The sequence below is a fragment of the Agrococcus sp. TF02-05 genome, from assembly GCF_017565345.1.
Classification (GTDB): Bacteria; Actinomycetota; Actinomycetes; order Actinomycetales; family Microbacteriaceae; genus Agrococcus; species Agrococcus pavilionensis.
The window spans coordinates 54,532-79,405 of the sequence record NZ_JAGEKO010000002.1 but is presented as its reverse complement, the minus strand read 5'-3'; the positions used below and the strand labels follow the sequence as shown (position 1 = coordinate 79,405).

Here is a 24,874-nt window from a genome sequence, read left to right as displayed (position 1 = left end):
TGCGGTCAGCGCAGCAGCAGCCCCGCGGCCGCGAGGAGGGCCGGCACCGCGACGACCGCGATCGCCGGCGCGCTCCACGAGCGCGTCGCGCGGGCCGAGTCGTCGAGCAGGCCCTCGTCGCGCAGCTCCTCCCAGTGAGCACGCGTGACGTGCGCGGCGGCGCCCGAGACGCTGTGCACGGAGTCGCCGGGGCGGATGCCCCCGCCGACGGTGCTCGACTCGCGCGCGAGGCGGATGTCCTCTCGCGTGATGCGGGCGATGCCGTAGCGGCTCGGCGCGGGCGCCGCCCACGCGGTGACGGTGCCGCGCTCGAGCGTGAGCTCGAGCGCCCACTTCGTGTCGATGCGCTTCACGGCGCCCCAGGGCACGTCCCAGTCGGTGAAGGGGTTGCGGATCGCGACGCCCTGCCCGTCGATCACGACGCGCGGCCGCCACATGAACGCCCACGTGACGGCTGCGCCGAGCAGCGGCCACGGGAGCACCCAGAGGCTCGACGCCGGATCGTCGGCGAGCACGACGCTCACGAGCGCGAGCGCCATGAGGATCCCGATCACCACCGTGATCACCCTGCCGAAGGACGATCGGAACACCGCTCGCTGATAGGCCATCCACTCAGTTTCGCAGACCACCACTGCTTCCCTGACTACGCAGGAGAGGAGCTCCCGTGACCGATACGGCAGCCGCCCCCGTCGCCGAGCGCGAGGTCATCCTCGAGGCCAGCGGCCTCAACGTCGACTTCTGGGTCGACGGCAAGTTCTACCCGGCCGTGAAGGACGCCGAGTTCCAGGTGCGCGCGGGCGAGGTGCTCGCGATCGTCGGCGAGTCCGGCTCGGGCAAGTCGACGACCGCGATGGCGCTCATCAGCCTGCTGCCGCCGAACGCGCGCGTGCGCGGCTCGGTCAAGCTCAAGGGCCGCGAGATCCTCGGCATCCCGGTGCGCGAGATGCGCCACATCCGCGGCAACGAGATCGCGGTGATCTTCCAGGAGCCCATGACGGCGCTCAACCCCGTCTACACGATCGGCTTCCAGATCGTCGAGGCGCTGCGCAGCCACTTCGACCTCACGCCCGACGCCGCGAAGGAGCGCGCGATCGAGCTCATCGCGAAGGTCGAGATCCCCGACCCGCCGACCGCGTTCAACAAGTACCCGCACCAGCTCTCGGGCGGCCAGCGCCAGCGCGCGATGATCGCGCAGTCGCTCGCGTGCGACCCCTCGCTGCTCATCGCCGACGAGCCGACGACCGCGCTCGACGTCACGGTGCAGGCCGAGGTGCTCGACCTCATGCGCAAGCTGAAGGACGAGCTGAGCTCCGCCGTCATCCTCATCACCCACGACATGGGTGTGGTCGCCGACCTCTCGGACCGCATCATCGTCATGCGCAACGGCGAGATGGTCGATCGCGGCACCGCGCTCGACGTCTTCCAGCGCCCCTCGCACGAGTACACGAAGGAGCTGCTCGCCGCGGTCCCGTACCTCGGCGTGCACGAGGACCAGACGGGTCGCGCGTTCGAGGCGTCGAAGGTCTCCGACTCGGTCGAGCCGATCCTCAAGTTCACGGATGTCGTGATCGAGTACCCGAAGCGCGGTCGCGTGCCGGCGTTCCGCGCGGCGGAGGACATCAACCTCGCCGTCTACCCGGGCGAGATCCTCGGCCTCGTCGGCGAGTCCGGCTCGGGCAAGACGACCCTCGGGCGCGCCGCGATCGGCCTGTTGCCCATCACGTCGGGCACGCTGAGCGTCGCGGGCTACGACATCTCGGCGGCGTCGATGAAGGACCTGCGGCCGCTGCGCGAGAAGACCGGCATCGTGTTCCAGGACCCGTCGTCGTCGCTCAACCCGCGCATGCCGATCGGCGAGTCGATCGGCGAGCCGATCCTGCTCTCGCGCCGGGCGGCGAAGGACCCGATCGAGGCGAAGGCGCTCGACAAGCGCGTGCAGGAGCTGCTCGAGTCGGTCGAGCTGCCCGCCTCGTACCGCAACCGCTACCCGCACGAGCTCTCGGGCGGCCAGAAGCAGCGCGTCGGCATCGCGCGCGCGCTCGCGCTCGCGCCCGAGGTGCTCATCGCCGACGAGCCGACGAGCGCGCTCGACGTGTCGGTGCAGGCGCGGTTCCTCGAGCTGCTCACGCACATCCAGGAGCAGCTGCAGTTCGCGTGCCTCTTCATCAGCCACGACCTCGCGGTCGTCGACTCGCTCGCCCACCGCATCGCGGTCATGCGGAAGGGCCGCATCGTCGAGGAGGGCACGCGCGACGAGATCCTGCGCGCGCCGAAGGAGGCCTACACGCAGCGCCTCATCTCGGCCGTGCCGCTGCCCGACCCGATCGCCCAGCGCGAGCGCCGGGAGGCGCGCCGGGCGAGCTGAGCGCCGCCCTCGACGAACGGTCGCGACCGCCCGCTAGACTGGGGGGTCGCGGCCGTTCGTCGCACACTCCCGACACCGGAAGGCACCTGCATGCCGATCGCCGCGCGATCAGACCTCCGCAACGTGGCGATCGTCGCCCACGTCGACCACGGAAAGACCACCCTCGTCGACGCGATGCTCACGCAGACCGGCTCCTTCGGCGCCCACGACACGCATGACGAGCGTGCGATGGACTCGAACGAGCTCGAGCGCGAGAAGGGCATCACGATCCTCGCGAAGAACACCGCGATCCGCTACGCCGGCGCCCACGCCGCCGACGGGCCCGTGATCATCAACGTCATCGACACCCCCGGCCACGCCGACTTCGGCGGCGAGGTCGAGCGCGGCCTCTCGATGGTCGACGGCGTCGTGCTGCTCGTCGACGCCTCGGAGGGTCCGCTGCCGCAGACGCGCTTCGTGCTCCGCAAGGCGCTCGAGGCGAAGCTGCCCGTCATCCTGCTCGTCAACAAGACCGACCGCGGCGACGCGCGCATCGACGCGGTCGTGGCCGAGAGCCAGGACCTGCTGCTCGGCCTCGCGTCCGACCTCGCCGACGACGTGCCCGACCTCGACCTCGACGCCGTGCTCGACGTGCCAGTCGTCTACGCCTCCGGCAAGGCGGGCCGCGCCTCGACGGTCAAGCCCGCGAACGGCGAGCTGCCCGACAGCGAGGACCTCGAGCCCCTCTTCGAGGCGATCCTGCAGCACATCCCGGCGCCGACGTACGACGACGAGGCGCCGCTGCAGGCGCACGTGACGAACCTCGACGCATCCCCCTTCCTCGGCCGGATCGCGCTGCTGCGCATCAAGGCGGGCACGATCCGCAAGGGCCAGACGGTCGCGTGGGTGCGCCACGACGGCGAGGTCTCGAACGTGCGCATCACCGAGCTGCTCGAGACGAAGGCGCTCGACCGCGTGCCGACCGAGAGCGCGGGCCCCGGCGACATCGTCGCGGTCGCGGGCATCCCCGACATCACGATCGGCGAGACGCTCGCCGACCCCGACGACGTGCGGCCGCTCCCGGCGATCACCGTCGACGAGCCGGCGATCTCGATGACGATCGGCACGAACACGTCGCCGCTCGCGGGCAAGGTCAAGGGCGCGAAGCTCACCGCCCGCATGGTGAAGGACCGCCTCGACCGCGAGCTCATCGGCAACGTGTCGCTGCGCGTGGTCGACATCGGCCGCCCCGACGCGTGGGAGGTGCAGGGGCGCGGCGAGCTCGCGCTCGCCATCCTCGTCGAGCAGATGCGCCGCGAGGGCTACGAGCTCACGGTCGGCAAGCCGCAGGTCGTCACGAAGAAGATCGACGGCGTGCTGCACGAGCCCTTCGAGCACCTCACGGTCGACGTGCCCGAGGAGCACCTCGGCGCCGTGACGCAGCTGCTCGCGAGCCGCAAGGGGATCATGGACGGGATGACGAACCACGGCACCGGCTGGGTGCGCATGGAGTTCGTCGTGCCGAGCCGCGGCCTCATCGGCTTCCGCACCGAGTTCATGACCATCACGCGCGGCACGGGCATCGCGAACGCGATCTCGCACGGCTGGCAGCCGTGGGCCGGCGCGATCACGACCCGCAACAACGGCGCGCTCGTCGCCGACCGCTCGGGCTCGGCGACGCCGAACGCGATCATGGCGCTCCAGGAGCGCGGCACGTTCTTCATCAAGCCGGGCGACGACGTCTACGAGGGCATGGTCGTGGGCGAGAACGCGCGCGCCGACGACATGGACGTCAACATCACCAAGGAGAAGAAGCTCAACAACATCCGGTCGTCGACCGGTGAGGAGCTCGAGCGCCTGACGCCGCCGCGGCAGCTCTCGCTCGAGGAGAGCCTCGAGTGGGCGCGCGACGACGAGTGCGTCGAGGTGACGCCGCAGCACGTGCGCATCCGCAAGGTGACGCTCGACGCGACGACGCGCGCTCGCGAGGCCTCGCGCCTCAAGAAGCAGGGCTGACGCAGCCTCGAGCGGACCCCTCCTGCCCCCGGGCGGGAGGGGTCCGCTTGCGTCACCGAGCGTCACACTCGGGCGCCGCCCGGGCGCGCGCGCCTACCGTTGCCGCATGACGCATCCCGATCGACTCCGCATCGTCGCCGTGAGCGGCAGCCTGCACCGGCCCTCGTCGACGACCGCGCTCGTCGCGGCGCTCGCCGAGGCGGTCGCGCGGCGGCGGGGCGCCGAGATCGAGGTCGTCGAGCTCGCCGAGGTCGGGCCGTCGCTCGGGGGGGCGCTCGACCGCGCCGGGCTGCCGGAGCGGGCCGAGCAGGCGATCCGGGCGATCGAGTCCGCCGACCTGCTCATCGCCGGGAGCCCCGTCTACCGCGCGAGCTTCACCGGGCTCTTCAAGCACCTCTTCGACTTCGTCGACCAGCGGGCGCTCACCGACGTGCCGGTGCTGCTCGCCGCGACCGGCGGCTCGCACCGGCACGCGCTCACGATCGAGCACCAGCTGCGGCCGCTGTTCGCGTTCTTCCAGGCGCTCACGCTGCCCGTGGGCGTCTACGCGGCGAGCGAGGACTTCGCGCACGGGCGCGTGCGGTGCCCCGCGGTGCTCGACCGCATCGAGGCGGCCGCCGACCGGGCGCTCCCATACCTCGGCAGGGTGCCGGCGCCCGTGCGGCCCGCGGTCTTCTAGCCCCGGCTCGCCGGCCCGGAGCGCGCTGGCCGGGAGCGCTCCGGCGAAGTGCTTGGATGGAGGGGATGGATCCCCGCCTCGAGCGCGTGCTCTTCGTGCACGCGCACCCCGATGACGAGACGCTCTCGACCGGCGCCGCGATCGCGACCGTCGCCGCCGGTGGCGGCACCGCGGTCGTCGCGACCTTCACGCTCGGCGAGCGCGGCGAGTCGCGCCCCGACAGCCGCGCGGAGGTCGAGGAGGTCGGCGTCGGCGAGGTGCGCCGGCGCGAGCTCGAGCAGGCGCTGCGCGCCCTCGGCGCGCGCGGTCGCCGCATCCACGGCTGGGACGACTCCGGCATGTCGTGGCTCGCGACCGGCCGGGCCTCGGCCGCGCCCGACGCGCCCGAGACGGCGATGAGCCGCGCCGACCTCGACGACCTCGCGGATGCGCTCGGGGCCGTCATCGAGGAGGTCGACCCGACCGCGATCGTCACGTACGACGCCGACGGCGGCTACGGCCACCCCGACCACGTCGCCGCGCACCGCGCATCCGTCATCGCCGCCCGCCGCTACGACCTCCCGCTGTACGTGCGCACCGACCGCCCCGCCGACGTCGCGTTCGAGCTCGCTCCGGTGCGGGATCGCGTCGAGGGCGCGCTCGCGGCGCACCGCTCGCAGCTCGTGCTCGTCGGCGACGAGGTCGAGCACGTCGGCGGGCAGCGCCGGCCGCTCGACGCGATCGAGCACTACCGGCTCATCGAGACGCGCCCCGAGCGCCGCACCCGCTGGAGCCTCCGCGTCGGCGGCCTCCTCGCGGGCGTCGTCGTCGGCGTCGTCGGCACCTTCTCGCACCAGCAGGTGCCGTTCGGCATCGCGCTCTCGCTCCTCGCCGCCGTCGGGCTCATCGCGGGCGTGCGCGCGGCCTCGGGCTCGCGGCAGCTCACGATCGCGACCGTCATCGGGCTCGTCGGCGTCGTCGCGCTCGTCGCGATCGACCCGCTCGGCCGCGGCGCGTGGGGCACGGAGCGCGCGCTCATCCCGGCGAACCTCGCGGGCTGGCTCTGGACGCTCGTGCCGGCGGCCGCGTCGTTCGTCGCGCTCGCGTGGCCCGACGCGGAGGCGATGCGGCGGATTAGGATGGCTGGACGGGCGCAGCCCGATCGGTCGTCGACGGAAGGGGAACAGCCATGACCTACGTGATCGCGCTCCCGTGCGTCGACGTGAAGGACCGCGCGTGCGTCGACGAGTGCCCCGTCGACTGCATCTACGAGGGCGAGCGGATGCTCTACATCCACCCCGACGAGTGCGTCGACTGCGGCGCGTGCGAGCCGGTGTGCCCCGTCGAGGCGATCTTCTACGAGGACGACACGCCGGAGGAGTGGGCCGAGTACTACGAGGCCAACGTGCACTTCTTCGACGAGATCGGCTCGCCCGGCGGCGCCGCGAAGGTCGGCGTCATCAAGCACGACCACCCGATCGTCGCCGCCCTGCCGCCCCAGAGCGTCTGACGCCGGATGCGGCTGCCCGACTTCCCCTGGGACACGCTCGCCGGCGCGAAGGCGATCGCCGCCGCGCACCCGCGCGGCCTCGTCGACCTGAGCGTCGGCTCGCCCGTCGACCCCACGCCCGAGCTGCTGCAGCGGGCGCTCCGCGAGGCGACCGACGCGCACGGCTACCCGACGAACTGGGGCACGCCGGAGGTGCGCCGCGCGATCGTCGCGTGGTTCGAGCGCGTCCGCGGCGTGCCGGGGCTGGCCGAGGAGGGCGTGCTCGTCACCGTCGGCTCGAAGGAGCTCGTCGCGGGCCTGCCGCAGCAGCTCGGCCTCGGCGCGGGCGACGCGGTCGTGCACCCGCGCGTCGCCTACCCGACGTACGACATCGGCGCGCGCATGGCGGGCGCGACGCCCGTGCCCGCCGACGACCCCGACGACTGGCCCGCAGCGACGCGGCTCGTGTGGGTCAACTCGCCGTCGAACCCGACGGGCGCCGTGCTCGGCAGGGACGCGCTCCGGCGCATCGTGACCGCCGCGCGCGAGCGCGGGATCGTGGTCGCGAGCGACGAGTGCTACGCGCGGCTGCCGTGGGAGGTCGACGAGGCGCCCTCGATCCTCGACCCGCGCGTCACGGACGGCGACCTGACGGGCCTGCTCGCCGTGTATTCGCTCAGCAAGCAGTCGAACCTCGCGGGCTACCGCGCCGCGTTCGTCGCGGGCGACGCGCCGCTCGTGCAGCGCGTGCTCGCGGTGCGGAAGCACCTCGGGCTCATGGCGCCGACGCCGGTGCAGCACGCGCTCGCCGTCGCGCTCGGCGACGAGGCCCACGTCGACGAGCAGCGCGAGCGCTACCGCGCCCGCCGTGCGCAGCTGCTGCCCGCGCTCGAGGCGCGCGGCTTCGACGTCGCCTCCGAGGCGGGCCTCTACCTCTGGGCGAGCGATGGCACGGATGCGCTCGCGCAGGTCGACGCGCTCGCGCGGCTCGGGATCCTGGTCGCGCCCGGCACCTTCTACGGCGATCCGAGCCACGTGCGGGTCGCGCTCACCGCGCCCGACGAGCGCATCGCCGAGGCCGCGGCACGGCTGCGCGGCTGAGGCGCGGGCCGAGGAGGGGCACGGCTCCGCGCCGGGTAGGCTGTCATGGTGACTGAGAACGCCGCGCTCGATCCTGCCCGCTCCGCGGACGCATCCGCACCGCGCACCGTGACGCTGCAGCACGACGGCGGCACGACCCCGCTCGAGGTGCTCGAGGCCTCCGACGGCCGCTCGGCCATCGACGTCGCGAAGCTCACGAGGGAGACGGGCCTCACCGCGCTCGACTACGGCTTCGTCAACACCGCCGCGACCCGCTCGTCGATCACCTACATCGACGGCGACGCGGGCATCCTGCGCTACCGCGGCTACCCGATCGAGGAGCTCGCCGAGCAGAAGACGTTCCTCGACGTCGCGCACCTGCTCATCTACGGCGAGCTGCCGACGGAGGACGAGCTCGCGAGCTTCGACCACCGCGTGCGCCGCCACACGCTCCTGCACGAGGACCTCCGCCGCTTCTTCGACGCGCTGCCGCGCGACGCGCACCCGATGAGCGCGCTCTCGAGCGCCGTCTCCGCCCTCTCGACCTACTACGAGGCCGACCACGACCCGCGCGACCCCGACAAGGTCGACAAGCAGACCATCCGGCTGCTCGCGAAGATGCCCGTCATCGCCGCCTACGCGCACAAGAAGTCGATCGGGCAGGCGTTCCTCTACCCCGACAACTCGATGAGCTTCGTCGAGAACTACCTCAAGCTGAACTTCGGCATCCAGGCCGAGCCGTACGTGCAGAACCCCGTGATGGTGCGCGCGCTCGAGCGGCTCCTCATCCTGCACGCCGACCACGAGCAGAACGCGTCGACCTCGACCGTGCGGCTCGTGGGATCGACCGAGGCGAACCTGTTCGCGTCCGTCTCGGCGGGCATCCACGCCCTCTCCGGGCCGCTCCACGGCGGCGCGAACGAGGCCGTGCTGCAGATGCTGCGCGGCATCCGCGACTCGGGCGAGAGCGTCGAGCGCTTCGTCGAGCGCGTCAAGCGCAAGGAGCAGGGCGTCAAGCTCATGGGCTTCGGGCACCGCGTGTACAAGAACTACGACCCGCGCGCGAAGCTCGTGAAGCAGTCGGCCGAGGAGGTGCTCGCGCAGCTCGGCGTGCGCGACCCGCTGCTCGACATCGCGCAGGAGCTCGAGCAGGTCGCGCTCGCCGACGACTACTTCAAGGAGCGCAAGCTCTACCCGAACGTCGACTTCTACACCGGCGTCATCTACAAGGCGATGGGCTTCCCCGAGCGCATGTTCACCGTGCTGTTCGCGATCGGCCGGCTGCCCGGCTGGATCGCCCACTGGCGCGAGATGATGCTCGACCCGCAGACGAAGATCGGCCGTCCGCAGCAGCTCTACGTCGGCCCCGTCGAGCGCCACATCTAGACCCTCATCCCGCCGCCTGCGCGGCACGAGCACGGAGCTCCCATGACCAGCACCACGCAGGCGTCGCCCAAGGGCGCGCTCGACCGCTTCTTCAAGATCTCCGCGCGCGGCTCGAGCGTCGCGCAAGAGCTGCGCGGCGGCCTCGTGACGTTCTTCGCGATGGCCTACATCATCGTGCTCAACCCGCTCATCATCGGCGGCTTCGCGCCCGAGCAGGCGGCGACCGACGTCGAGGGCGGATGGCTCCCCAACGGCCAGGTCGCGGCCGTCACCGCGTTCGTGGGCGGCATCATGACGCTCGCGATGGGGCTCATCGCCAACGTGCCGTTCGGGCTCGCCGCGGGCCTCGGCATCAACTCGTTCCTCGCCTTCGGCCTCGTGGGCGAGCTCACGTGGCCCGAGGCGATGGGGCTCGTGCTCATCAACGGCCTCATCATCGTCGTGCTCGCCGCGACGGGCCTGCGGCGGATGATCTTCGACGCCGTGCCCGCGCCGCTCAAGAGCGCGATCGCGGTCGGCATCGGCCTGTTCATCGCCTTCATCGGCTTCGTCGACTCGGGCTTCGTGCGCTCGACCGGCGCGGCCTCGCCGCCCGTCCAGCTCGGCGACGGCGGCTCGATCACGTCGCTGCCGACCGCGACGTTCGTGATCGGCGTCGTGCTCATGGGCATCCTGCTCGCGCGCCGCGTCAAGGGCGCGCTGCTCATCGGCATCGTCGCGACGACCGCGATCGCGATCCTGCTCGAGTCGATCTTCCGCGTCGGCCCCTCGCTCGGCGCGAACCCGGATGCCTGGAACCTCAACGCGCCCGCGCTGCCGACGAGCATCGTCGCGCTGCCCGACCTCTCGCTCATCGGCCAGGTTTCGTTCGGCTCGTTCGAGCGCATCGGCGTGCTCGCGACGACGATGTTCGTCTTCACGCTCGTGTTCATGAACTTCTTCGACGCGATGGGCACGATGACCGGGCTCGCGCGCCAAGCGGGGATCGCGACGCCCGACGGCCAGTTCCCGGGCCTCAAGCGCGCGCTCATCGTCGAGGGCTTCGGCGCCGTCGCGGGCGGTGGCGCGAGCGCCTCGTCGAACACCGTCTTCGTCGACTCGGCCGCCGGCATCGGCGAGGGCGCCCGCACGGGCCTCGCGTCGGTCGTCACGGGGCTGCTCTTCCTCGCCGCGATGTTCCTCACGCCGCTCACGCAGATCGTGCCGCTCGAGGTCGCCGCCGCGACGCTCGTCGTCGTCGGCGCGATGATGATGAGCCAGATCACCGACATCGACTTCACCGACTTCCGGGTCGCGCTCCCGGCGTTCCTCACGATCGTCGTGATGCCGCTCACCTACAACATCGCGAACGGCATCGGCGTCGGCTTCATCGCCTGGGTCGTCATCAACGCCGTCTCGGGCCGCGTGAAGCAGATCTCGCCGCTGCTGTGGATCGTCGCGGCGCTGTTCGTCGTCTTCTTCGTGCGCGGCCCGCTGCAGGCGCTCATCGGCTGATCGCCCCGAGCGGGGGAGGGAGCTCAGCGCTCCTTCGAGACGTGCGCGAGCACCTCGGGGCCGCGTCGGTCGAGGGTCGCGCCGCCGACCCGGATGCCGAACCACGCGCCGAGCGCGCCGACGACGAGCCCCGCGGCGAGGCTGAGCCAGCCGAGCCACGGGATCCAGACGGACGCGATCGCGAGGCCGATCGCCGGCGCGCCGATCGTGCCGAGCACCGGCAGCGTGAGCGCGAGGCCCGCGAGCGACTGCACGCCGCCGGAGGAGCCCCGCCCGAGCGGGTTCGCACCGGGCGCCGGCGCATCGCCCGGCAGCAGCGCGCCGAGCCACAGGAGCACGCCGGCGACGAGCAGGAAGGTGCCGACGCTCGCGCCGACGCTCCCGGGCAGCAGCGCCCAGCGCCCGCTCGCCCACGTCGCGAGCACGGCGGTGACGACGAGCGCGGGCAGGTAGACGATCGAGATGCCGAGCAGCCGCCCCGCGCGATCGGCGGTGCCGCGCACACCGGTGAGCACGTGCCACGCGAAGGCGCTGTTGTCGTAGGCGACGTCGATCTGCACGATCGCGGCCGCGACGATCGCTATGAGCAGCGGCAGGAAGGCGAGCCCCTCGGCCGGGATGCGATCGCCATCGACCTCGACCCGCACGAGGCCGGCGAGGTGCACGCCGCCGATGATGACGGGGATCATGAGCGTCGCGATGACGTTCATGAGGTGGCGCACGTCGCGGCGGCGGTAGCGGATGCTGCGCGCCGCGATCGCGCCCGTCGGGGTCGCGGGCAGCAGCCGGTCGAGCGCGCGCCCCTCGCGCACCCGCCCGCCGCCGCGCAGCACGATCGGGTTCGTGAGCCGCTCGCCGAGCAGCCGACCCCAGCCCCACCACGCGATCGCGATCGTCGCGACCGCGATCGCGAGCTTCGCGGCCGCCTCGAGCCACGCGCCGTCCGCCGCGACGCGCGGGAGGTCGAACGCGGCGCCGAGCGGCGTCCACGCGAGCACCGAGACGGCCGTGCCGATGGCGCCGCCGAGGTCGGCGAGCCCGCTGAGCCCGTTCGCGAGCAGCTGGATGCCGAACGCGGCGAAGAGGATGACGAGCAGCAGCAGGATCGCCATCGCGTCGCGGGCGCGCTTGCTCGCGAGCTGGCGCGCGAGCAGGTCGGACCCGGCGCGCGCGAGCAGCAGCACCGTCGCGACGCCGATCGGGAGCGCGAGCACGGCAGCGACGAGCGCGACGGGGGAGGTCGACCAGACGATGAGCCACAGCGCGTGCGCGAGCGCGGCGACGACGCTCCACGGCTCGAGCACCTGCGCGGCGAGCAGGCCCGCGCGCAGCTGCCTAGCGCGCAGCGGCAGGAGGCTGAAGCGCTCGGGCGCGAGCGGGTCGCTCGTGCCGACGAGCACGGCGATCGCCGTGAGCACGACGACGAGCGCCGCGCCGCCGAGCACGGCGAGCGAGGCGCCGAGCTCCGGCGCGAGCGCGCGCACGGCGATCGCGGCGAGCGCGGTGCCGCCGAGCAGCGACAGCCCGCCGAGCACGCTCATGACGAGCGCGACGATCGCCCACGGGCTCTGCTTGAGGGTGCCGAGCAGCAGCCGGAACCGCAGCGCTACGAAGTGCGCAGCCATGCGAGCGACTCGCCTCCCTGCGCCTGCTGGCCGACCATCTGCACGAAGCGCTCCTGCAGGCTCGCACCCGCGCGCACCTCGTCGAGCGTCCCGGCGGCGATGAGCCGGCCGTCGGCGACGACGGCGACCCGGTCGCAGAGCGACTCGACGAGCTCCATCACGTGGCTCGAGAGCACGACGGTGCCGCCCGAGGCGACGAAGTCGCGCAGGATCGCGCGGATCGCCTCGCCCGAGACGGGGTCGACGGCCTCGAACGGCTCGTCGAGCACGAGCAGCCGAGGAGCGTGGATGAGCGCGCTCGCGAGCGCGATCTTCTTGCGCATGCCGGCGGAGTAGTCGGCGACGAGCGTGCCGCCCGTGCCGGCGAGGCCGAGCGCCTCGAGCAGCGACGCCGAGCGGCGCGCGACCTCCTCCTCGGGCAGCGAGCGGAGCAGGCCGTTGTAGCGGAGCAGCTCTGCGCCCGTGAGCCGATCGAAGAGGTGCACGCCGTCGGGCAGCACGCCCATGCGCGCCTTCGCCGCGGCGGGATCGCGCCACACGTCGTGCCCGAGCACGGCCGCCGCGCCGTGGTCGGGGCGCAGCAGTCCGGTCGCCATCGAGAGCGTCGTGGTCTTGCCCGCGCCGTTGGGCCCGACGAGGCCGAGCATCGAGCCCTGCGGCACCGTGAGCGTGAGCCCGTCGACGGCGACCTTAGGCCCGAAGCGCTTCGCGAGCCGCTCGAGGTGCAGGGCGGGCGGCGGGGCGTCGACGGGCGTCGGTTGCGTCATGGTCGCAAGCCTCTCAGGTGCAGCCCGTCGCGCGCGTCCCTCGAGCGGCGGATCCTGCGGGTTCCCTCAGCCGGGGGAGCGGCGCTCGACTGGCCGGCTCAGTGCAGGGCGGCGTTGAGCTCGATGCCGCGGCCGTCGCGCGCGACCGCCTCGACCGCGCCCGTGAGCGAGTTGCGGCGGAACAGCAGGTTCGGCCGCCCCGAGAGCTCGGCGGCCTTGACCGTCTCCCCGCCCGGCACGAGCGTCACCTTCGTGCCGGCGGTGACGTAGAGCCCGGCCTCGACGACCGAGTCGTCGCCGACCGAGATGCCGACGCCCGAGTTCGCGCCGAGCAGCACGCGCTCACCGATGACGATCCGCTCGGTGCCGCCGCCCGAGAGCGTGCCCATGATCGATGCACCGCCGCCGAGGTCGGTGCCGTCGCCGACGATCACGCCCTGCGAGATGCGACCCTCGACCATCGAGGCGCCGAGGGTGCCGGCGTTGAAGTTCACGAAGCCCTCGTGCATCACGACGGTGCCGGGCGCGAGGTGCGCCCCGAGGCGGATGCGGGCGGCGTCGCCGATGCGGACGCCCGAGGGGATGACGTAGTCGGTCATGCGCGGGAAGCGGTCGACGAGCTGCACCTGGATGCCGGCGCGCTGCAGCTCGACGCGGTGGCTCGCGGCCCACGCCGGGTCGACGGGGCCGGCGCTCGTCCACGCGACGATCGGCAGCGTGCCGAAGAGGCCGTCGAGGTCGATCGAGTTGGGCTGCACGAGCCGGTGGCTCAGCAGGTGCAGGCGCAGGTAGGCGTCCTCGACGGACGACGGCGACGCATCCAGGTCGATCTCGACGAGCCGCGGCTCGAGCTCGACGCCGCGCTCGGGGACGGGGCCCGCGTGCCGCGCGAGCCCGTCGGGCGCGGCGCTCCCGTCCGCCGCGCCGAGGGCGGGTGCGGGGAACCACGCATCGAGCGGCCTCCCCTCGAAGAGCGTGACGAGCGCGTGTCCGTGTGCGAGGCGGGCCATGCTCCAAGTCTAGGCTTGCGCCATGGCCGCCCCCTCCCTCGACCTGACCGCGACGAGCCTCGACCTCACGCGCGCGCTGTGCGACATCGACTCCGTCTCGGGCAACGAGACCCCGCTCGCCGACGCGATCGAGGCCGCCGTGCGCGCCCACCCGCACCTCGAGGTCACGCGGCTCGGCGACACGGTCGTCGCGCGCACCGACCTCGGGCGCGAGCGCCGCGTCGTGATCGCCGGCCACATCGACACCGTGCCGATCAACGACAACCTCCCGACGCGCGACGCGGTCGTCGACGGCGAGCCGCACCTGTGGGGCCGCGGCACGGTCGACATGAAGGCGGGCGTCGCGGTGCAGCTCAAGCTCGCCGCCGAGCTCTCCGACCCCGCCGTCGACCTCACCTGGATCTGGTACGACCACGAGGAGGTCAGCGCCGAGCTCAACGGCCTCCGCCTGCTCGCGGCCGCGCGGCCCGAGCTCATGCAGGGCGACTTCGCGATACTCGGAGAGCCCTCGAACGGCACGATCGAGGGCGGCTGCAACGGCACGCTGCGCGTCGAGGTGCGCACGCGCGGCGTGCGCGCGCACTCGGCGCGCGCGTGGGCGGGCCACAACGCCATCCACGACGCGGCCGAGGTGCTGCAGCGGCTGCGCGACAACCAGCCCGGCGAGGTCGAGGTCGACGGGCTCGCCTACCGCGAGGGGCTCAACGCCGTCATGATCGCGGGCGGCGTCGCCGGCAACGTCATCCCCGACGAGTGCGTCGTGGCCGTGAACTACCGCTTCGCCCCGTCGCGCTCGCTCGAGGAGGCGACGGCGCGGATGACCGAGCTCTTCGCCGGCTTCGAGGTCGAGGTCGTCGACGCGGCCGCGGGCGCGCGCCCCGGCCTCGACGCGCCGCTCGCGCAGGAGTTCATCGCCGCCGTCGGCGTCGAGCCGGCCCCGAAGTACGGCTGGACCGACGTCGCGCGCTTCTCGAGCCTCGGCATCCCCGCCGTCAACTTCGGCCCCGGCGATCCGACGAAGGCGCACGCCGACGACGAGTCGGTGCCGGTCGCGCAGATCGAGCACGTCGAGCAGAGCCTGCGGGCGTGGCTCTCGCGCCGCTGACCGATCGGGCGCGCGTCGCCGAGCGCTGGTGGCTGTGGCCGCTCGCGCTCTGGGCCGTGTCGCGCCTCGTGTCGACGGCGTTCCTCGGCGCCTTCGCCGGCGTCCAGGAGCGCAGCCATTGGACCCCGGCGCAGCCCGACCTGCTCGACTACTCGACGATGTGGGACGCCCACTGGTACTACATCGTCGCGGTCTCCGGCTACCCGGTCGAGCTCCCGCGGGGCGACGACGGCCACGTCGGCGAGAACGCGTGGGCCTTCATGCCCGTCTACCCCATGCTCGCCCGCTTGCTCATGCTCTCGGGGCTGCCGTGGGAGGGCGCCGCGGTGCTGCTCTCGGTCGGCGCATCCGCCGCCTTCTCCCTCGTCGCCTACCGCCTCTTCCAGGACCTCGCGCCGGGCCGGGAGCGGTTCGCGCTCGCGCTCGTGCTGCTCTCGCCCGTCGCGCCCGTGCTGCAGCTCGGCTACGCCGAGTCGCTCTTCCTGCTGCTGCTCGCAGGCACCCTGCTCGCGTGGCGGCGCCGCGCGTGGGAGTGGCTGTGGGTGCTCATCCCGATCATGTCGCTCACGCGCCCGGGCGGGCTCGCCCTCGCGCTCGCTCTCGGCCTGTGGTTCCTCGTGCGCTGGTGGCGGGAGCGCGACGGCTTCCCGGGCGGGGAGCGGTGGATGCTCGTGGGGCTCGGGGCGTGGAGCGCGCTGTGGGGCTTCGGCTGGCTCATCGCGTGCACGATCGTGACGGGGAGCCGGGGCTCCTACCTCGAGACCGAGCTCTCGTGGCGCTCGGCGTACATCGGCAGGCAGGAGCTCGTGCCGTTCACGCCGTGGCCCATCGGGCTCGAGTGGTGGTTCGGCGGGTGGTGGCCCGTGTGGCTCGTCGGCATCGTCGGCGCCGCGGTCGCGCTGCTCGCGGGGCCGTGGGCGAGGGGCGTGGCGCTCGAGGGGCGCCTCTGGACGATCGCGTACTTCGCCTACCTCGCGGCGGTCTGGTTCCCGCAGTCGTCGACGTGGCGGCTGCTCATGCCGGCGTTCCCGGCCGCGCTCATCCTCGCCGCCGTCCGGCCCGCGTGGGCGCGCGGCATCCTGCTCGCCGTCTCGATCGCGCTGCAGCCCGTCTGGATCTGGTTCTGCTGGCACCACAACGCACCGGACTGGACCGTGCCATAGCACATCTCGCGAAGCGATGCTTGAGCGCGGCGAGAGTGAAACCTGTCACCTGGCCGTGAGAAGATGGGGGTACGAGAACCGAAGGGGGAGCCGTATGGCCGCCATGAAACCACGCACCGGAGATGGACCGCTCGAGGCCGTCAAGGAGGGCAGGCTCATCGTCGTCCGCGTGCCGCTCGAGGGCGGGGGGCGTCTCGTCGTGTCCGTGAACGACGAAGAGGCCGCCGCGCTGCACAAGGCGCTGGGCGAGGTCGTCGTCACGGCGTGACGGCTGCGCGCTGCTGAAAGCACTCAGCGAGAGGGTCGATTCATAGGCGGGTCGACCCTCTTCGCATCTCGTCAGGCGGCGGCCGGCTCCGGCAGCCGCACGATCTGCAGCAGTCCGTCGCCCACGGGCGACACCGCGGCGCGCACCGCATCGCTCGACGAGAGCGCCTTGAGCAGGGCGCGCAGGTCGGCGACCGCCTCGTCGCGCTGCGCGGGATCGGCGACCTTGCCGCCGAGCAGCGCGTGGGCGACGAGCACCGAGCCGCCGACGCGCACGAGCGAGAGCGCGTGCTCGACGTACTCCATGAGCCCCGCGGGGTCGGCGTCGATGAGCACGATGTCGTAGCTCGCCTCGTTCATGCGGGGGAGCACGTCGCGCGCGCGGCCGGTGATGAGGCGCGCGCGGGTGACGGGGATGCCGGCCTGCGTGAACGCCGAGCGCGCGTGCTGCTGGTGGTCGAGCTCGGTGTCGATCGAGGTGAGCGTCGCGCCGGGTGCGCCTCGCAGCAGCCACAGGCCGCTCACGCCGGCGCCGGTGCCGACCTCGAGGATCGCGCTCGCCTGCGTCGACGCGGCGATCGCGGCGAGCTGCGCGCCGACGGCGGGCGCGATGGGCGCGACGCCGAGCTCGACCGAGGCGTCGCGCGCCGCGGTGAGCACCTCGTCCTCGCTCGCGAGGTCGTCGAGGTACTTGGCGATGAGCGATGAAGTCTGCACGGTTCCTCCGCCCGCGAGCCTACCGACCGTGACGCATCCGCTCGCCGCAGGCTCGCCGATGCGGCTCGACTACCCTGGAGGGGTGTCCCTCGCAGGCATCACGCTCGACAAGCTGGTGATCATCGCCCTGCTCGCGGCCTTCCTCATCGGCCCCGAGCGGCTGCCCGTGCTCGCCGAGAAGCTCGGCGCGCTCGTGCGGGGCCTGCGCGACCTCGCGGGCGGCGCGAAGGAGCGGATGCGCGAGGAGATCGGGCCGGAGTTCGACGAGGTCGACTGGCAGAAGCTCGACCCGCGGCAGTACGACCCGCGGCGCATCGTGATGGACGCGCTCAAGGAGCCGTCGGCGCCGCCGGAGGACTTCGCGAGCGCGGCGGCGAAGGCCTCGGTCGCGACCGTCTCGGGCCTCCCGCAGCGCCAGCGCGGCCCGATGCGCTTCGACGACGAGGCCACCTGACCCGAGCCGCCTGCTCGCAGCGTGCCGGAACTCTGCGATCCTCGCGCTCCTGGATCGCAGAGTGCCGGAACTCTGCTGCTCGCTCGCTATGGGATCGTCGCGTGGCGGAGCTCGGCGCGGTGCAGCGCAGGGCGGCGCAGGCGGTGCGTCAGGCGGGGGAGACGGGCAGGCCGCGGCCGGCGATCGAGCGCGTGCCGCGCAGCGCCTCGGCGAGCGCGATGATCGCGGTCGCCGCCGGGTCGGTCGGCTCCGCCGCGACGACCGGCGCGCCGGCGTCGCCGCCCTCGCGGAGCGCGACCGAGAGCGGCACGCGCGCGAGCACCGGCACGCCGAGCCGGCGCGCGGCCTCGTCGCCGCCCCCGGCGCCGAAGAGCTCGAGGATCGAGCCGTCGGGCTGCGCGAGCCCCGCCATGTTCTCGACCACGCCGAGCACGCGCTGCCCCGTCTGCCGCGCGACCTCGCCCGCGCGCTCGGCGACCTCCGCCGCCGCCCGCTGCGGCGTCGTCACGACGAGCACCTCCGCGTGCGGCAGCAGCTGCCCGAGCGAGATCGCGACGTCGCCCGTGCCGGGCGGCATGTCGATGAGCAGCACGTCGAGGTCGCCCCACCAGACGTCGCTCAGGAACTGCGCGAGCGTGCGGTGCAGCATCGGCCCGCGCCACGAGACCGAGCGGTTGCCCTCCACGAACATGCCGATCGAGACGAGCCGCACGCCGTGCGCCTCCGGCGGCATCATCATGTCGCCCACGCGCGTCGGGCGATCCGCCGAGCCGAGCAGCGCCGGGATGGAGTAGCCGTGCACGTCGGCGTCGATGACGCCGACCGCGAGCCCGCGAGCGGCGAGCGCGACCGCGAGGTTCGCGGTGACGGTCGACTTGCCGACCCCGCCCTTGCCGCTCGCGACCGCGATGATGCGCGTGAGCGTGTCGGGCCCGAACTGCTGCGGGCGCGATCCTCGCAGCCGCTCGACGAGCGCCTGCCGCGTCGCGGGCGCCATGACGCCGACCTCGACCTCCACGCGCTCGACGCCCGCGACCGACGCGGCCGCCTGGCGCACATCCGCCTGGATGCGGTCGGCAGCGGGGCACGCGGCCACCGTGAGCTCGAGGCGGATGCGCGCGGTGCCGTCGTCGAGGGACGCGGCGGGGATCATGTCGAGCTCGACGAGCGGTCGCCGGATCTCGGGATCGACGACCGTGCCGAGCGCGCGCTCGAGCCGGGGGTCGATCACTGCGCCCGGCGCTCGACGCCGCCCTGGCGCTCGTCGAGCTCGTCGACGAACGACTTGAGCTCCGCGCGGATGAACTCGCGCGTGGCCATGTCGCGCATCGCCATGCGCAGCGCCACGACCTCGCGCGCGAGGTACTCGGTGTCGTTGAGGTTGCGCTCGGCGCGGATGCGGTCCTGCTCGATCTGCACGCGGTCGCGGTCGTCCTGCCGGTTCTGGGCGAGCAGCAGGAGGGGAGCTGCGTAGGAGGCCTGGAGGCTCAGCACGAGGGTCAGGAGCGGGAAGCCCTGATCCTGCGGGTCGAACTGCGCCTCGGGCGGCATGATCGAGTTGTAGCCGAGCCAGAACGTGACGAAGATCGTCATCCCGATGAGGAACGCGGGCGTGCCCATCGCGCGCGCGAACGACTCGGTGAAGCGGCCGAAGCGGTCCTTCGACTCCGGCATCCGCAGCCAGCGGCGGCGCGACTTCGGGCGCGCGAACTCGTCGTCCCGCTCAGCCACGCGACGCCTCCTCCTGCGCGCGCCAGTCCTCGGGCAGCAGGTGGTCGAGCACGTCGTCGATCGTGACGACGCCGACGAGTCGGCCCGCGGCGTCGACGACCGGCACGGAGACGAGGTTGTAGGCGGCGAGCTCGCGCGTCACCTCGGCGGCGGAGGCGGACGCGAGCACGGGCTCGATCTGGTCGTCGAGCAGCGTGCCGACGCGCTCGTTCGGCGGGTAGCGCAGCAGCCGCTGGAAGTGCACCATGCCGAGGAAGCGGCCGGTGGGGGCCTCGTACGGGGGGAGCGTGACGCAGATCGCGGCGGCGAGCGCGGGCGCGACCTCGTGGCGGCGGATGAGCGCGAGCGCTTCGGCGACCGTCGCGTCGCTCGCGACGATGATCGGCTCGGTCGTCATGAGGCCGCCGGCGGTGTCGGCGCCGAACGCGAGCAGCATGCGCACGTCGTCGGCCTCGTCGGGGTCCATGAGCTCGAGCAGCGTCTCGCCGCGCTCGGGGGTCATGTGCGCGATGAGGTCGGCGGCGTCGTCGGGCTCCATCTGGTCGAGCACGTCGGCGACGCGGTCGTCCTCGAGCGCGGCGAGGATCTCGACCTGCCGGTCCTCGTGCATCTCCTCGAGGATGTCGGCGAGCCGGTCGTCGGAGAGGTCCTCGGCGACCTCGATCATGCGCTGCTGCGGCAGGTCGAGCATCGCCGACGCCGCGTCGGCGGCGGGCAGGTCGTCGAGCGACGCGACGAGGTGCTCCGTGTCGTGCTCCGCGTCGACGGCGGCCTGCACGTCGCCCCAGCGGGCGAGCAGCGACGGGCCCTTGCCGAACGGCGAGGTCTTGGGCTTGCGGAGGAAGAGCTCGTCGACCTCCCACTCGCCGGGGCCGCGCTCCGAGATCGAGAGGTCCTCGAGCACCGCGGTCGTGCCGTCGCGGAGCGTCACCTGGCGGCCGAGCACGTCGGCGAGCAGCAGCCGCTCGCTGCCGCGCTGGCTGAAGCGGCGATCGCTGATCGCGCTCGCGATGAGCTGCCCGCCGCCGATCGAGAGCACCCGGCCGATCGAGAGGAACACGCGCTGCCTGCCGCGGTCCTCGACCACGAGCCCGACGACGCGCGGAGGGGCGTCGCGACGCGGCACGGTGACGACGTCCCGCACCTTGCCCATGCGCTCGCCGGCAGCGTCGAACACGCCCGCGCCGGCCAGGCGGGCGACGAAGACGGTGGCTGCGCTCATGGCTCCCAACGTACCGCGCAGCCTCTTCGCGGCGGGTGTGCCGCCCTCAGCGAACCGACCCCGGCCGGCCCGGTCACGCGTGGGAGACTGGGGCCATGAGCATGTTCCAGGGCGCGGCGCGCGGCGACCAGCACCTGCCTTCCGGCGTGGTGGTCGCCTCGTTCGAGACGTACGACCAGGCCCAGGCCGCGATCGCGAAGGTCTCGGGGGCGGAGGGCGAGCTCTCGGGGCTCGCGATCGTCGGCAACGACCTCAAGCTCGTCGAGCGCATCACCGGCAGGCTCACGTGGGGCAAGGTCGCGCTCGCGGGCGCGATGCGCGGCCTCGGCTTCGGCGCGTTCATCGGCCTCGTCTACATGCTGCTCGTGCCGGAGGCGATCGGCTCCGTGCTGCTGTTCCCGCTGCTGGGCCTCGCGTTCGGCATCCTGCTCGGCGTCGTGACGCACTCGATGACGCGGCGGAAGCGCGACTACGCGTCGGTGCAGCAGGTGCTCGCCGCGCGCTACGACGTCGTCGCGCCGCAGCAGTCGGCGGGCAAGGCGATGCACATCATCGGCCAGCGCGGCGCGGCCGCACCGGTCGCCGACGAGCAGCCCGCTGCGCAGCAGCAGCCGGTCGCCGAGCGGCCGCCGTCGCCGCCGGTCGCGTAGTCGCTCGAGCGTCGTCAGACGAGCGCGGGCGAGGAGCGCGCGGCATCCGTCACCGCATCCGTCACCGTGTCGAGCAGCGCCGAGGCGAGGTTCCAGCGCTGCCACCACAGCGGCACCTCGATCGCATCGGGCGCGAGCTGCACGAGCGAGCCGTCGGCGAGGCCGTCCTCGAACTGGCCGGGCAGCAGCATCCCCCAGCCGAGCCCCATCCGCACCGCCTCGGCGTACTCGGCGGATGCGCTGATGACGTGCCGGGGCGCGTCCTGCTCGGCACCGTGGCGGCGCGCGAACCGCGACTGGAGCGAGTCGTGCGGGTCGAAGTCGACGATCGGCGCCCGCTCGAGCGCGCGCGGGGCGATGCCGCGCGCGAACCACCGCTCGGCGAAGCCGCGCTCGGCGATCGCGACGTAGCGCATGCGCCCGAGCGGGGAGGCGACGCAGCCCGGCACGGGCTCCCGCTGCGCCGTCACGGCGCCCATCACGGTGCCGTCGGCGAGCAGCTGCGCCGTGCGCTCCTGGTCCTCGCGGTGCAGCTCGAACGACACGGGGCGCTCGCGCGCCACCGCGAGCAGCACGGGCATGAACCACGTGATGAGCGAGTCGGCGTTGACGGCGAGCGGCACGCGCGGCGCGGGGGAGGCGTCGCCGAGCGCCTCGAGCGCGTCGCGCTCGAGCAGGTCGAGCTGGCGCGCGAGCCGCACGAGCGCCTCGCCCGCCTCGGTCGCGCGCGCGGGCTTCCTGCGCTGCAGCACGACGCGGCCGACGCGCTGCTCGATCGCGCGGATGCGCTGGCTCACGGCGCTCGGCGTGACCCCGAGCCGGGCGGCGGCCCGCTCGAGGGTGCCCGCGTCGACGACAGCCGCGAGGGTGCGCAGGCTCTCGAACGGCAGCTCCATGGCGTCAGCGTAGATGAAGCGCTGCTTCATGAGGCGCAGGAACCTTCGCTGGACTGCATCTCCGGGCTCCCCGTAGCGTCGTCCGCATGAATCCCGAGCTCGTGGCCCTCCTCTCGGGCCTCGGCGTGTGCCTCGGCCTCATCGTCTCGATCGGCGCGCAGAACGCGATCGTGCTGCGCCAGGGCCTCCGGCGCGAGCACGTCGGCCTCGTCGTCTCGGTGTGCATCGCGAGCGACGTCGTGCTGCAGACGATCGGCGTCGCGGGCGTCGCGACCGTCGTCGCCGCGCACCCGTGGCTCGAGACCGCCGGTCGCTGGGCCGGCGCGATCTTCCTCGTCGGCTTCGCCGCCGTGAGCGCCCGGCGCGCGTGGCGGGGCGGCGGCTCGCTCGAGGCCGCGCCCGAGCGCGAGGCGGCCGGGTCGACGAGCGGCGGCGGGGTCGCGACCCGCACGCGCTCGAGCCGGCTCTCGACCTTGGCGACGATCCTCGCGGTGACGTGGCTCAACCCCCAGGCGCTCGTCGAGACGACCGTCGTGCTCGGCTCGATCGCGGCGCCCTTCGGCGAGGCGCGCTGGTGGTTCCTCGCGGGCGGCATCGCCGCGGCGAGCATCTGGTTCGTGGGCTTCGGCTACGGCGCCCGCTACCTCGCGCCGCTCATGCGCACCGAGCGCGCGTGGCGGATCCTCGACGGGGGCATCGCGATCGTCATGCTCGTGATCGCCGTGAGCCTCGTCGCCGGCTGACGCGCCTCAGCGCGAGCGGATCTCGCGCATCCATGCCTCGACCTCGTCGGCCGTGCGGGGGATCGCGCCCGAGAGGTTCACGGCGCCGTCGGCGGTCACGAGGATGTCGTCCTCGATGCGCACGCCGATGCCGCGCAGCTCCTCGGGCACCGTGAGGTCGTCGGCCTGGAAGTAGAGGCCTGGCTCGATCGTGAAGACCATCCCCTCGCGCACGATGCCGTCGTGGTAGAAGTCGCGGCGGGCCGCGGCGCAGTCGTGCACGTCGAGTCCCAGGTGGTGGCTCGTGCCGTGCACCATCCAGCGGCGGTGCAGCTGCTGGTCGGGCTCGAGCGACTGCTCGGCCGAGATCGGCAGCAGGCCCCACTCGGCGGTCTTCGCGGCGATGACCTCCATCGCGGCCGCGTGCACCTCCTTGAAGACGATGCCGGGCCGCACGATCGCGAAGGCCGCGTCGGCCGCTTCGCGCACCGCTTCGTAGACGCGCCGCTGCAGCTCGGTGAACTCGCCCGAGATCGGCAGCGTGCGGGTGATGTCGGCGGTGTAGAGGCTGTCGACCTCGACGCCCGCGTCGAGCAGGATGAGGTCGCCCTCGCGCACCTCGCCGTCGTTGCGGGTCCAGTGCAGGTAGCACGCGTGGTGGCCCGAGGCCGCGATCGTGTCGTAGCCGACCGCGTTGCCGTCGAGCCGCGCTCGGCGGTGGAAGGCGCCCTCGACGACGCGCTCGCCGCGCGCGTGCCGGGTCGCCTCGGCGAGGTCGGCGATGACGTCGTCGAAGCCGCGCGCGGTCGCGTCGACCGCGGCCTGCACCTCGGCGATCTCGAACGCGTCCTTCACGAGCCGCAGCTCCGAGAGGTCGCGCGCGAGCATGTCGCCGTCGGGGTTCGCGCCCGCGACCATCGCCTCGACCGCGGCGTCCGCGCCCGTGACGACCAGTGCATCCGCCTCGGTCGAGAGCGCCGCCTCGAGCTCGCCGAGGTCGGCGGTCGCGAGGCCGAGGTCGGCCGCGACGTGCGAGAGCGAGGGGCGCGGGCCCACCCAGAACTCGCCGATCGCCGGGTTGGCGTAGAACTCGGTCGTGCCGCGGCCCGCGGGGCCGCGGAAGTAGAGCGTCGCGCGGTGGCCGTCGCCCTCTCCCTCGCGCATCGGCTCGAGCACGAGCACCGAGTCGGGCTCGGCGTCGGAGCCCCAGCCCGTGAGGTACGTGAAGTCGGGGTGCGCGCGGAACGGGTAGTCGGTGTCGTTCGAGCGCACCTTGAGCGAGCCGGCCGGCACGACGAGCCGCACGCCCGGGTGCATCGCCGAGATGCGCGCGCGCCGCTCGGCGGCGAACGCCGCGGCTTCGCGCGGCTCGGGCGTCGACTCCGGCCGCTCCGCCCAGCCCTGCTGGATCTGCTCCGTGAACGCCGATCCCGTCGGGGTGGTGGAGCGGTTGGTCGTGGCCTGCGTCGTCGACTCGGTCATGGCGCCCATCATCCCACTCGCGGCGCGGGCGCGGGTGCCCGGTCGTCGGCGGCGTCGGGCGGATGCGTCAGCGCCCGTCGGCGGGCGGGTTCCGGTCGGGGTGCAGGGCGGTGAAGAGCGAGTAGGGCCGGCCGTCGGGATCGGGCGCGCGCTCCTTGAACTCGGTCACGAGCTCGAAGAGCCGGCGCTCGAGCTCCTCCCTGTGCTCGTCGCTCAGCTTGAGGCCGAGCCAGGTCGTCTGGAGCTCGTCGGGGTCGAGCCCGTCGATCTGCTCGAGGAAGACGTCGACGAGCACGCGAGAGCCGCCGGGGAACTCCGTGCGCCACGAGAGGCCCGTCGCGCGGTAGGGGATCTCCCGCGCCCCCGTCGCGCCCGCGCGCTCGGGCTCGGCCGCGAGGAAGCCCGTCTGCACGAGCGTGCGCACGTGGTGGAGCATCGTGCCGGGGTTGACCTCGAGCAGCTCCGCGAGCTCCTTGTTCGTGCGCGCCTCGAACGCGCACAGCCGCAGCACGCGCAGCCGCAGCGGAGAGCTCAGCGCCCGGCCGCGCGCGAGCAGCTCGGCGTCGGCGTCGGTCGCGTCCATGCGTCGAACCTAC

The 24,874-nt window shown here is 73.3% G+C and carries 25 protein-coding genes; 14 read left to right on the top strand and 11 right to left on the bottom strand.

Annotated elements, in window-relative coordinates:
* Positions 1-5 precede the first annotated feature (5 nt).
* Positions 6-590 carry a PH domain-containing protein gene (locus JQT67_RS03305; RefSeq protein WP_208063500.1) on the bottom strand — a complete coding sequence of 195 codons (585 nt, stop codon included), beginning with the start codon at positions 588-590 and terminating at the stop codon, positions 6-8.
* Between the two features lie 74 nt (positions 591-664).
* Between JQT67_RS03305 and JQT67_RS03300 the strand changes: the two genes are divergently transcribed.
* The 8 genes from JQT67_RS03300 to JQT67_RS03265 all read left to right on the top strand — a co-directional run bounded on the left by JQT67_RS03300 (position 665) and on the right by JQT67_RS03265 (position 10,467).
* Entirely contained in the window at positions 665-2,365 is a 1,701-nt protein-coding gene (locus JQT67_RS03300) for an ABC transporter ATP-binding protein (RefSeq protein WP_307864187.1), read from the top strand.
* 90 nt (positions 2,366-2,455) lie between these two features.
* Positions 2,456-4,360: a translational GTPase TypA gene (gene typA / locus JQT67_RS03295; protein ID WP_208063499.1), complete on the top strand. Its 1,905-nt coding sequence runs from the start codon at positions 2,456-2,458 to the stop codon at positions 4,358-4,360.
* A gap of 106 nt (positions 4,361-4,466) precedes the next feature.
* Positions 4,467-5,039: an FMN reductase gene (gene msuE, locus JQT67_RS03290; RefSeq protein WP_208063498.1), complete on the top strand. Its 573-nt coding sequence runs from the start codon at positions 4,467-4,469 to the stop codon at positions 5,037-5,039.
* 65 nt (positions 5,040-5,104) lie between these two features.
* Entirely contained in the window at positions 5,105-6,211 is a 1,107-nt protein-coding gene (locus JQT67_RS03285; protein WP_208063497.1) for a PIG-L family deacetylase, read from the top strand.
* Positions 6,208-6,528 (top strand): ferredoxin, encoded by a 321-nt coding sequence (gene fdxA, locus JQT67_RS03280; protein ID WP_021010148.1) that lies wholly within the window; start codon positions 6,208-6,210, stop codon positions 6,526-6,528. The genes JQT67_RS03285 and fdxA overlap by 4 nt, the downstream gene beginning before the upstream one ends.
* A 6-nt stretch (positions 6,529-6,534) precedes the next feature.
* Positions 6,535-7,608, top strand: coding sequence for a succinyldiaminopimelate transaminase (gene dapC, locus JQT67_RS03275; protein ID WP_208063496.1), 1,074 nt, complete (start codon positions 6,535-6,537; stop codon positions 7,606-7,608).
* Between the two features lie 108 nt (positions 7,609-7,716).
* Entirely contained in the window at positions 7,717-8,973 is a 1,257-nt protein-coding gene (locus JQT67_RS03270) for a citrate synthase (protein ID WP_374222114.1), read from the top strand.
* Between the two features lie 42 nt (positions 8,974-9,015).
* On the top strand, positions 9,016-10,467 hold the full coding sequence (locus JQT67_RS03265) for an NCS2 family permease (protein ID WP_208063494.1): 1,452 nt from the start codon (positions 9,016-9,018) through the stop codon (positions 10,465-10,467).
* Between the two features lie 23 nt (positions 10,468-10,490).
* Here the strand turns inward: JQT67_RS03265 and JQT67_RS03260 are convergent, their stop codons facing one another.
* From JQT67_RS03260 to JQT67_RS03250, 3 genes are all read right to left on the bottom strand, one after another.
* On the bottom strand, positions 10,491-12,092 hold the full coding sequence (locus tag JQT67_RS03260; protein ID WP_208063493.1) for a hypothetical protein: 1,602 nt from the start codon (positions 12,090-12,092) through the stop codon (positions 10,491-10,493).
* A complete protein-coding gene (locus JQT67_RS03255; RefSeq protein WP_021010153.1) occupies positions 12,074-12,859 on the bottom strand; it encodes an ABC transporter ATP-binding protein in 786 nt (261 codons plus the stop codon). The genes JQT67_RS03260 and JQT67_RS03255 overlap by 19 nt, the downstream gene beginning before the upstream one ends.
* Positions 12,860-12,957: 98 nt before the next feature.
* Entirely contained in the window at positions 12,958-13,869 is a 912-nt protein-coding gene (locus tag JQT67_RS03250; RefSeq protein WP_208063492.1) for a tetrahydrodipicolinate N-succinyltransferase N-terminal domain-containing protein, read from the bottom strand.
* 22 nt (positions 13,870-13,891) lie between these two features.
* Here JQT67_RS03250 and dapE point away from each other — a divergent pair, with 22 nt between their 5' ends.
* From dapE to JQT67_RS03235, 3 genes are all read left to right on the top strand, one after another.
* Positions 13,892-14,974, top strand: coding sequence for a succinyl-diaminopimelate desuccinylase (dapE, locus tag JQT67_RS03245; RefSeq protein ID WP_208063491.1), 1,083 nt, complete (start codon positions 13,892-13,894; stop codon positions 14,972-14,974).
* A complete protein-coding gene (locus JQT67_RS03240; protein WP_208063490.1) occupies positions 14,956-16,137 on the top strand; it encodes a hypothetical protein in 1,182 nt (393 codons plus the stop codon). The genes dapE and JQT67_RS03240 overlap by 19 nt, the downstream gene beginning before the upstream one ends.
* A 94-nt stretch (positions 16,138-16,231) precedes the next feature.
* On the top strand, positions 16,232-16,405 hold the full coding sequence (locus JQT67_RS03235) for a DUF3117 domain-containing protein (protein WP_021010157.1): 174 nt from the start codon (positions 16,232-16,234) through the stop codon (positions 16,403-16,405).
* Between the two features lie 71 nt (positions 16,406-16,476).
* Here JQT67_RS03235 and JQT67_RS03230 read toward each other — a convergent pair whose 3' ends face one another.
* On the bottom strand, positions 16,477-17,121 hold the full coding sequence (locus JQT67_RS03230; protein WP_021010158.1) for an O-methyltransferase: 645 nt from the start codon (positions 17,119-17,121) through the stop codon (positions 16,477-16,479).
* 82 nt (positions 17,122-17,203) lie between these two features.
* On the opposite strand from JQT67_RS03230, the gene JQT67_RS03225 reads away from it, so the two are divergent.
* Positions 17,204-17,575 (top strand): Sec-independent protein translocase TatB, encoded by a 372-nt coding sequence (locus tag JQT67_RS03225; protein WP_208063489.1) that lies wholly within the window; start codon positions 17,204-17,206, stop codon positions 17,573-17,575.
* A gap of 148 nt (positions 17,576-17,723) precedes the next feature.
* Here the strand turns inward: JQT67_RS03225 and JQT67_RS03220 are convergent, their stop codons facing one another.
* From JQT67_RS03220 to JQT67_RS03210, 3 genes are read right to left on the bottom strand one after another with little or no spacing between them, the layout of a single operon-like run.
* A complete protein-coding gene (locus JQT67_RS03220) occupies positions 17,724-18,806 on the bottom strand; it encodes an Mrp/NBP35 family ATP-binding protein (RefSeq protein ID WP_208063488.1) in 1,083 nt (360 codons plus the stop codon).
* Positions 18,803-19,249, bottom strand: a complete 447-nt coding sequence (locus tag JQT67_RS03215) for a DUF1003 domain-containing protein (RefSeq protein WP_208063514.1) — start codon at positions 19,247-19,249, stop codon at positions 18,803-18,805. The genes JQT67_RS03220 and JQT67_RS03215 overlap by 4 nt, the downstream gene beginning before the upstream one ends.
* 49 nt (positions 19,250-19,298) lie before the next feature.
* Positions 19,299-20,528 carry a magnesium transporter MgtE N-terminal domain-containing protein gene (locus JQT67_RS03210; RefSeq protein ID WP_208063487.1) on the bottom strand — a complete coding sequence of 410 codons (1,230 nt, stop codon included), beginning with the start codon at positions 20,526-20,528 and terminating at the stop codon, positions 19,299-19,301.
* 95 nt (positions 20,529-20,623) lie between these two features.
* Between JQT67_RS03210 and JQT67_RS03205 the strand changes: the two genes are divergently transcribed.
* Positions 20,624-21,178, top strand: coding sequence for a general stress protein (locus JQT67_RS03205; RefSeq protein ID WP_208063486.1), 555 nt, complete (start codon positions 20,624-20,626; stop codon positions 21,176-21,178).
* 14 nt (positions 21,179-21,192) lie between these two features.
* On the opposite strand, the gene JQT67_RS03200 is transcribed toward JQT67_RS03205, so the two are convergent.
* Positions 21,193-22,074, bottom strand: coding sequence for a LysR family transcriptional regulator ArgP (locus tag JQT67_RS03200; RefSeq protein ID WP_208063485.1), 882 nt, complete (start codon positions 22,072-22,074; stop codon positions 21,193-21,195).
* A gap of 86 nt (positions 22,075-22,160) precedes the next feature.
* Between JQT67_RS03200 and JQT67_RS03195 the strand changes: the two genes are divergently transcribed.
* A complete protein-coding gene (locus tag JQT67_RS03195; protein ID WP_208063484.1) occupies positions 22,161-22,817 on the top strand; it encodes a LysE/ArgO family amino acid transporter in 657 nt (218 codons plus the stop codon).
* A gap of 6 nt (positions 22,818-22,823) precedes the next feature.
* Here the strand turns inward: JQT67_RS03195 and JQT67_RS03190 are convergent, their stop codons facing one another.
* Entirely contained in the window at positions 22,824-24,278 is a 1,455-nt protein-coding gene (locus JQT67_RS03190) for an aminopeptidase P family protein (RefSeq protein ID WP_208063483.1), read from the bottom strand.
* Between the two features lie 67 nt (positions 24,279-24,345).
* Positions 24,346-24,861 (bottom strand): transcriptional regulator, encoded by a 516-nt coding sequence (locus JQT67_RS03185; protein WP_208063482.1) that lies wholly within the window; start codon positions 24,859-24,861, stop codon positions 24,346-24,348.
* Between the last annotated feature and the right edge of the window lie 13 nt (positions 24,862-24,874).